This is a genomic window from Chryseobacterium sp. SIMBA_038, assembly GCF_046535115.1.
Classification (GTDB): domain Bacteria; phylum Bacteroidota; class Bacteroidia; order Flavobacteriales; family Weeksellaceae; genus Chryseobacterium.
Genome location: NZ_JAWRXH010000009.1, coordinates 198,006 through 204,035 on the forward strand (window position 1 = coordinate 198,006; position 6,030 = coordinate 204,035).

The window sequence follows — 6,030 nt, forward strand, 5'->3', positions numbered from 1 at the left end:
GAATTAGAAATTCTCGTATCATCAATGAAAAAGATCAATCTTTATACCATCACTTTTCTCGCAATAAGTATTGTGATTTTACTTATCAGCTTTTTTTCGTTCCAATACCTATATTCGTCTTCTAAAAAAGATGTTTTCGACAGTACGTTTGAGGCCGGGAAAAGAGAAGCGAGGGAAATTGGTAAATTGTTAGAGTTACAACTTAAACAAGGTATCTCAAAAGAAACCGTCATCCAGAATCTTCAAAATAGCATTGTCAATACAGATACTCAAAGCGGATTTATTTGTATGTATAATCAAAAGGGTATTGAACTTTGTCATCCCAACCCAGCTTTAATTGGTCGTAAAGTAGAGAAAAACAGCTCAGAATTTATTTTAGATAACGATAAGCAGTTTGATTTTCTGGAAATCCTAAATTCTGGAAAAGCTAACACTGGAATACATAATTTTAATAGAAACTCAAACCGTACCTCTGAAATTGTAAGTTTTTATCCTGTAGAAGGCAGTAATTGGATGGTAGCTTCACACGCTAATATTGAGGTAATCGAAAAGCAGATTTCGGATTTATATTTAACTTTTTTAATTGTATTCCTACTTGCCACTTTATCAATTCTCGGAATAAGCTTCTTTCTGATCCGAATGATTTATAAAAAATACGAGAATCAGAAAAATGACGAGATTAAAAATCTTAATGATGAAGTTAATTCTTTAACGGCAATCAATACACAGCTTCATTTAATTCATGAAAAGCATAGAGAAAATAGTAGCAATTTCACAAGCGAAGAATCAACCGAAAATTCGAAGAAAAGAATTATTACTTATCATAAAGATGAATTAATCTCTTTAGAAACCTCAGATATTGCTTATTTCTTTCTTGAAAATAATATTGTTTATATTAAAACATGCTCAGGAAATCAATATTCGATCAACTCGAGTCTTGATGAATTGATTAAAACTTTAGATCCTCAACTATTTTACAGAGCCAATCGCCAATTTATTATTAATGTAAAAGCGATTAATAATATTCTTGTGTATGGCAAAAACCAGTTAAAACTTGTCGTAAAACCCGAAAGTGATGAAGTAATACTCATCAGTAAAAACAGAGTTGCAGAATTCAAGAAATGGCTGGAACAGTAAAATATTTTTTCTCGAAACAGATATAAACCCGTATTTCGTTCACTCATTGTTATTTTTTCATCTTAATCCTAACTAAGTTTCTTAGCTTGACCTACCCAACCCGGCGCATTATCAATTGTTTGTCTTAAAAACATGTTTAACTGTGCCGAATGATGTTGAATATGCCTAATATTATAAATCAAAATTTCAAGCAACGAATAATTTTTGTATTCGTTGATCCATCTTTCGCTTAATTTTTCTGTTGTCAATTCTGATGTCAGTAAGTATGCTTTTTGTCGGCAATACTCTAAGTAGGTAAGCACTTCAGTTTTTGTATAGGTTGTGTCTGGCAGTTTACCAGATGGATCGAATTCTGAAAGTGTAAAAGGTGCTGGCGGAACAAATTTGTCTGGGTCTGTTGTTAAGTAATAATCTGTCCAAAAAATGCAGTGGTAGGAAGTATACCAAAATTCTCTTTCTGTATCCCAATGCTCTTCCGGACACATCACAATTGCATTTTCAAGCATATCAAGGCTTGCACCGAATTGAGTCCAAATTGACTCTCCTATTGATGTTGAATGTTCCATATTTTTTCGTCTAAATTGTTATTTCTAGAGTTGCCTCAAAAATACCATAATTTTAGACTTATAGAATCTGTTTATCAAAAAGGTTATAAACAAAAAAACTCTTCAAAATAAATTGAAGAGTTTTTAAATAGATCTTGCGATCCGGACGGGACTCGAACCCGCGACCTCCGCCGTGACAGGGCGGCATTCTAACCAGCTGAACTACCGGATCAATTTTTTTAAGTAAATTGAGAAAAATCAATTTATTTTAACTTTTGCAAAGATATATATTTATTTAATTTTTACAAATAAATTTCACCTCACTGTTCTATTATAAATCATAAGCAGCAGATTATCAAAGATAAAAATTTATATTATTCCAATTTAAAAGAAATAATACGAGACTATTTATAATGACTAAAATCTTTCTGATAATAAAAAGTAATTAAATTTTTCATTATTTTTTAAGTATTTTTGTAAAAATCGGTACTAAGAATAGTTAGTTTAATAGATTCTAGATCTCATATTATAGACAATAACTTTATAAATTTAATTTAGTACAAAACTCTTTCTTTTTATATTTTTATTGAATTTGCACTGACTTTAAAAATCAGTGGACAACAAAACGTTGATGCTTTTGCAACAGAAATATACTCTTATTGCAGGCGAATAATCAAATTATTATTTACATTATGATTAAAAGTAAAATATTTTTTATTAATAATCTATTAGAAAAAGTATTCAGATTTATTTCTTACAGAGGTGTAGATTTTAATTCTAAGGATACCGAAATAGATTATTCTATATTATTAAATCAATATCTTATAATAATTTTTTTGATATTTCAAATACACAGTTTATCAAATTTATTTTTTTTAGGATTTACCCGAGATTCTATTTTACTATTTTCAATTTCTGTTTTTTTTGGAATATTTTGTTTCTTTTTTAATACTCTGAAAAAGAATAAATTTTTCATTTCATTCATACTTATATTGTTAACTATTGTTATTACATATTATTCTTCTTTTTGCGGTGTAGAAAGTGGCCTGTTTTTATTTTATTTTCCTCTGCTTTCTTCCTTACCTATTTTATTTAATTTAAAAAGAGATAAAAAATTCATCGTTTTAATTACTTTTTTTGTACTGTTTAACCTTTATTTGTCTGCTATAAATAATTTTAATCTTGTTCCAAAAAACATTTTTCTGGGAAATTATGCCCACCAATTACTTATTTTAAATATAAGCTGTATTCTGATATTGTTCGCCGTCAATTATTTCTTTTTTAACAAAAGACTGTCAGATTACTATATCGCTCTTGCAAAAAACAAAAGGAAAAGAATGCTCATAAAAAAATTGAATTATGAAGTATTCAGATTAAAAAAAATCAGAGCCAATGAAAATCTTACCGATAAAGATCTGAAAAAGATTATTGAATCTATATCCTTAAACGATGTTTTATTTATAAAGAATTTTGAGAAGTTTTTTCCTGACTTTTTCCAAAAACTTAATAATTTAGCTTCAGATACAATATTGCTTTCAGAATTAAAACTATGTGCGTTGCTAAAACTTGGTTTTAGTACAAAGCAAATAGCCGTTTACACAAATTCTTCTATTAAAGCAATTGAAGGAAGAAAGTATAGAATCAGAAAAAAATTAAATCTTTCTAAAGATGATGATTCTCTGAAGTGGTTTTCAAATATTTAAAAATATTTCAATTAATATTTCTCTTTCTGATGTACATTTTTCATAATTTTTATGAGAAATGATCCTTTATGATCAAAACAAAATCCTGTTTTATTCTTTTTTATTACACTGTTATATTTAAATTTTCCAATTCATCCATTTTTATCTGCCATTTTGGTAAAAGATAGCTCATATATACATTTCCCACAGCATACTAGCAAATAACAGTCTAAATATCAACAAGATAAATTTAAAATAAAATTACTTTTCAATTCAGACAAAACCCTTTTCAACACCCGTGAGGGTGAATGAGGGTAGGAAAATAATGTCTTTCAACAGCTATTAAAATATTTTTGTACAACCAAAAACATACAAGGAAGCTTATGAAGGTCAATAACGAAGTCTAAATTGTTTTCAAAGATTCTTTTTAACACTAATAATTCTTCACTTATCCATAAATGCAAACAAACTAAATATTTTACCCTAAACAAAAACATTCAAACAAAATGGAAAAAGATTTTTTTAACACCAATTACACAAAACCAAAACAATTTTTAATTATGAAAAAGCAAATTATATTTTTAAATCTTTTACTGTCAACTTATTCTTATTCACAAGTAGGAATAAATACTGAAAATCCAAAATCTACACTAGATGTAAGCATAAGGAAAGATACAAGTGGCAAAATAGACAACTTGCAAACGTATGGTTTACAGCCTCCCCGTCTTACAAGAGAAGAATTAACAGCAAACTTAGCAACTTATGGTAATGATCAAAAAGGATCTCTAATATACGTCACAGATATTTCAGGAGGTGATACAGCCGGTAACAGAACAAATATTACAGCGATTGGATATTATTATTTTGATGGTATTACGTGGCAAAAACTGGAAAATACTAATGGAGCAGAAAATATTATTGTTGACAACGGACTTACAAAGACAAATGCTAATATCAGTTTAGGGGGAATCCTAAACAAAGATACAGACATAGATAATGCAAGCTTTAATTTTAGGTTTAAAGGAGCAGGAAATGTAGGTATAGGCACTACCACCCCTCTAGCTAAATTTGATATTGAAAATAAATTTAAATTCTATCCTGGAGGAGGAGCAGGAACTTCCACAGACGATATCTTCGAAATCGGAGGTTCGGCTTCGGGATGGAAACGAATTATAGCAGGAGCTTCCAATTCTTCCTTAGCTTTTTATGCCAATGGCCAAGGAAAAGCAACCGCAGATTCTCCTCAGCTATTTCTGGAAGGAAACACGGGCAATGTTGGTATCGGAACTAACGCACCAACTGCAAAAATTCATATGGTAGGTTCTACTGCAGGAAGTGCTTTTCAAATGCAGGATAGCTCTCAAGGAGCGGGAAAATTTTTGATCAGTGATGAGAATGGAAAAGCTACCTGGTCTGAACTGTCTACCACTGTGCACTCTGCAAAAGGAACAATCATAGGAAATGTACGAACAGCAGCAGGCAACCAAAGAGCGAGAAGCTACAGCTCAGTTGCAGGCTCAAGCATCAACCTTTCAAAAGGAAAATGGATGGTTTATATTGGCCAGATGATTTTCTCATCTGTAGCATCTACATCTACTTCCAATGGGTGGATCCGCTTTTCTTTAACAGATACCTATAATCCCAATGCAGATGGCAGTACAGATATTTTAACTCAAAATAATTTTAAAATGCCTGCTACTCCGCCTACAGCAGGAGGGATAAAAAGAGCATTAGTTTCAACCAGTACATCATCGATGCTGACACAATCTGTTTATTATGCATTTGCATCCGGAGTTATTTTAGTTGATGTAATTAATACTCCCAATGTCGATGACACCCTGACATTATATATGGCTTTTGAACAGAATATTTATTCAGGATCGATAAATGAGACAAATACTTTTGTATCTAATAATCGGGAAAATTATTTTATGGCAATACCTATCAACGATTAAAATATTTAATTTATGAAAAATAAAATTTTCAATTTCCTTTGTCTTTTTATGGTTGTTTTTTTAAATGCACAAAATAATCATAATGATAATCAACTAGATTTCTTAATTAAAAATTCCAGTCAGTATGGATTATCCCTTAATCAAAAAAATAAAATTATTGCCTTAAAAAAAGAAGCGGCCCTAAAATTTGAGTCCATAGGAAGAAACAGATATCTCTCCGGTATTGAGAAAGGAAATAGAAAAAGACAGATTTCTATGAATCTTTATAAAAATATCAACGCCATTTTAACACCAAAGCAACTGGAAATACTGGAAAGAGATCATCATTATGACGCTTATAAGGCTTTCGTTGAGGATAAAAGCAAAAAATTAGAAGAGGAGTATAAAAAAGATATTAATCACATTAAAGTTTTATATAAAAATGATAAAGATCTAATGAAACTTCATAAAAACAAGAGAAAAGAAAAGTATAAAAGAGATAAAAAAAATCTTAAGAATAACAGAATATAATTGAGTATTCCAGAGTTAGAAATAGTTCCAGATACTTTAAGATTTTGATTAGTTAAGTTTAAGATAATATAAAAAATGCTGTAAAACATATGTTCTACAGCATTTGTGCTACTTGATACTATAGTTGCGATCCGGACGGGACTCGAACCCGCGACCTCCGCCGTGACAGGGCGGCATTCTAACCAGCTGAACTACCGGATC

General features: G+C 30.2%; 5 protein-coding genes and 2 tRNA genes. 4 read left to right on the forward strand and 3 right to left on the reverse strand.

The window, feature by feature from the left end; all coding sequences use genetic code 11:
- The first annotated feature begins 24 nt into the window (after positions 1 to 24).
- On the forward strand, positions 25 to 1,137 hold the full coding sequence (locus SB689_RS20450) for a LytTR family transcriptional regulator DNA-binding domain-containing protein (RefSeq protein WP_410693932.1): 1,113 nt from the start codon (positions 25 to 27) through the stop codon (positions 1,135 to 1,137).
- A gap of 68 nt (positions 1,138 to 1,205) precedes the next feature.
- On the opposite strand, the gene SB689_RS20455 is transcribed toward SB689_RS20450, so the two are convergent.
- A complete protein-coding gene (locus SB689_RS20455; protein WP_410693933.1) occupies positions 1,206 to 1,703 on the reverse strand; it encodes a DinB family protein in 498 nt (165 codons plus the stop codon).
- Between the two features lie 137 nt (positions 1,704 to 1,840).
- A tRNA-Asp gene (locus SB689_RS20460) sits at positions 1,841 to 1,914 on the reverse strand.
- Between the two features lie 1,105 nt (positions 1,915 to 3,019).
- Here SB689_RS20460 and SB689_RS20465 point away from each other — a divergent pair.
- From SB689_RS20465 to SB689_RS20475, 3 genes are all read left to right on the forward strand, one after another.
- Positions 3,020 to 3,385, forward strand: a complete 366-nt coding sequence (locus SB689_RS20465; RefSeq protein WP_410693934.1) for a helix-turn-helix transcriptional regulator — start codon at positions 3,020 to 3,022, stop codon at positions 3,383 to 3,385.
- A gap of 539 nt (positions 3,386 to 3,924) precedes the next feature.
- Positions 3,925 to 5,319, forward strand: coding sequence for a hypothetical protein (locus tag SB689_RS20470; protein WP_410693935.1), 1,395 nt, complete (start codon positions 3,925 to 3,927; stop codon positions 5,317 to 5,319).
- A 12-nt stretch (positions 5,320 to 5,331) separates the two neighbouring features.
- The gene (locus SB689_RS20475; RefSeq protein WP_410693936.1) at positions 5,332 to 5,829 is read left to right on the forward strand and encodes a hypothetical protein; all 498 of its coding nucleotides are present in this window, start codon (positions 5,332 to 5,334) and stop codon (positions 5,827 to 5,829) included.
- Positions 5,830 to 5,956: 127 nt separating this feature from the next.
- Here the strand turns inward: SB689_RS20475 and SB689_RS20480 are convergent.
- Positions 5,957 to 6,030: transfer RNA gene (locus SB689_RS20480), tRNA-Asp, on the reverse strand.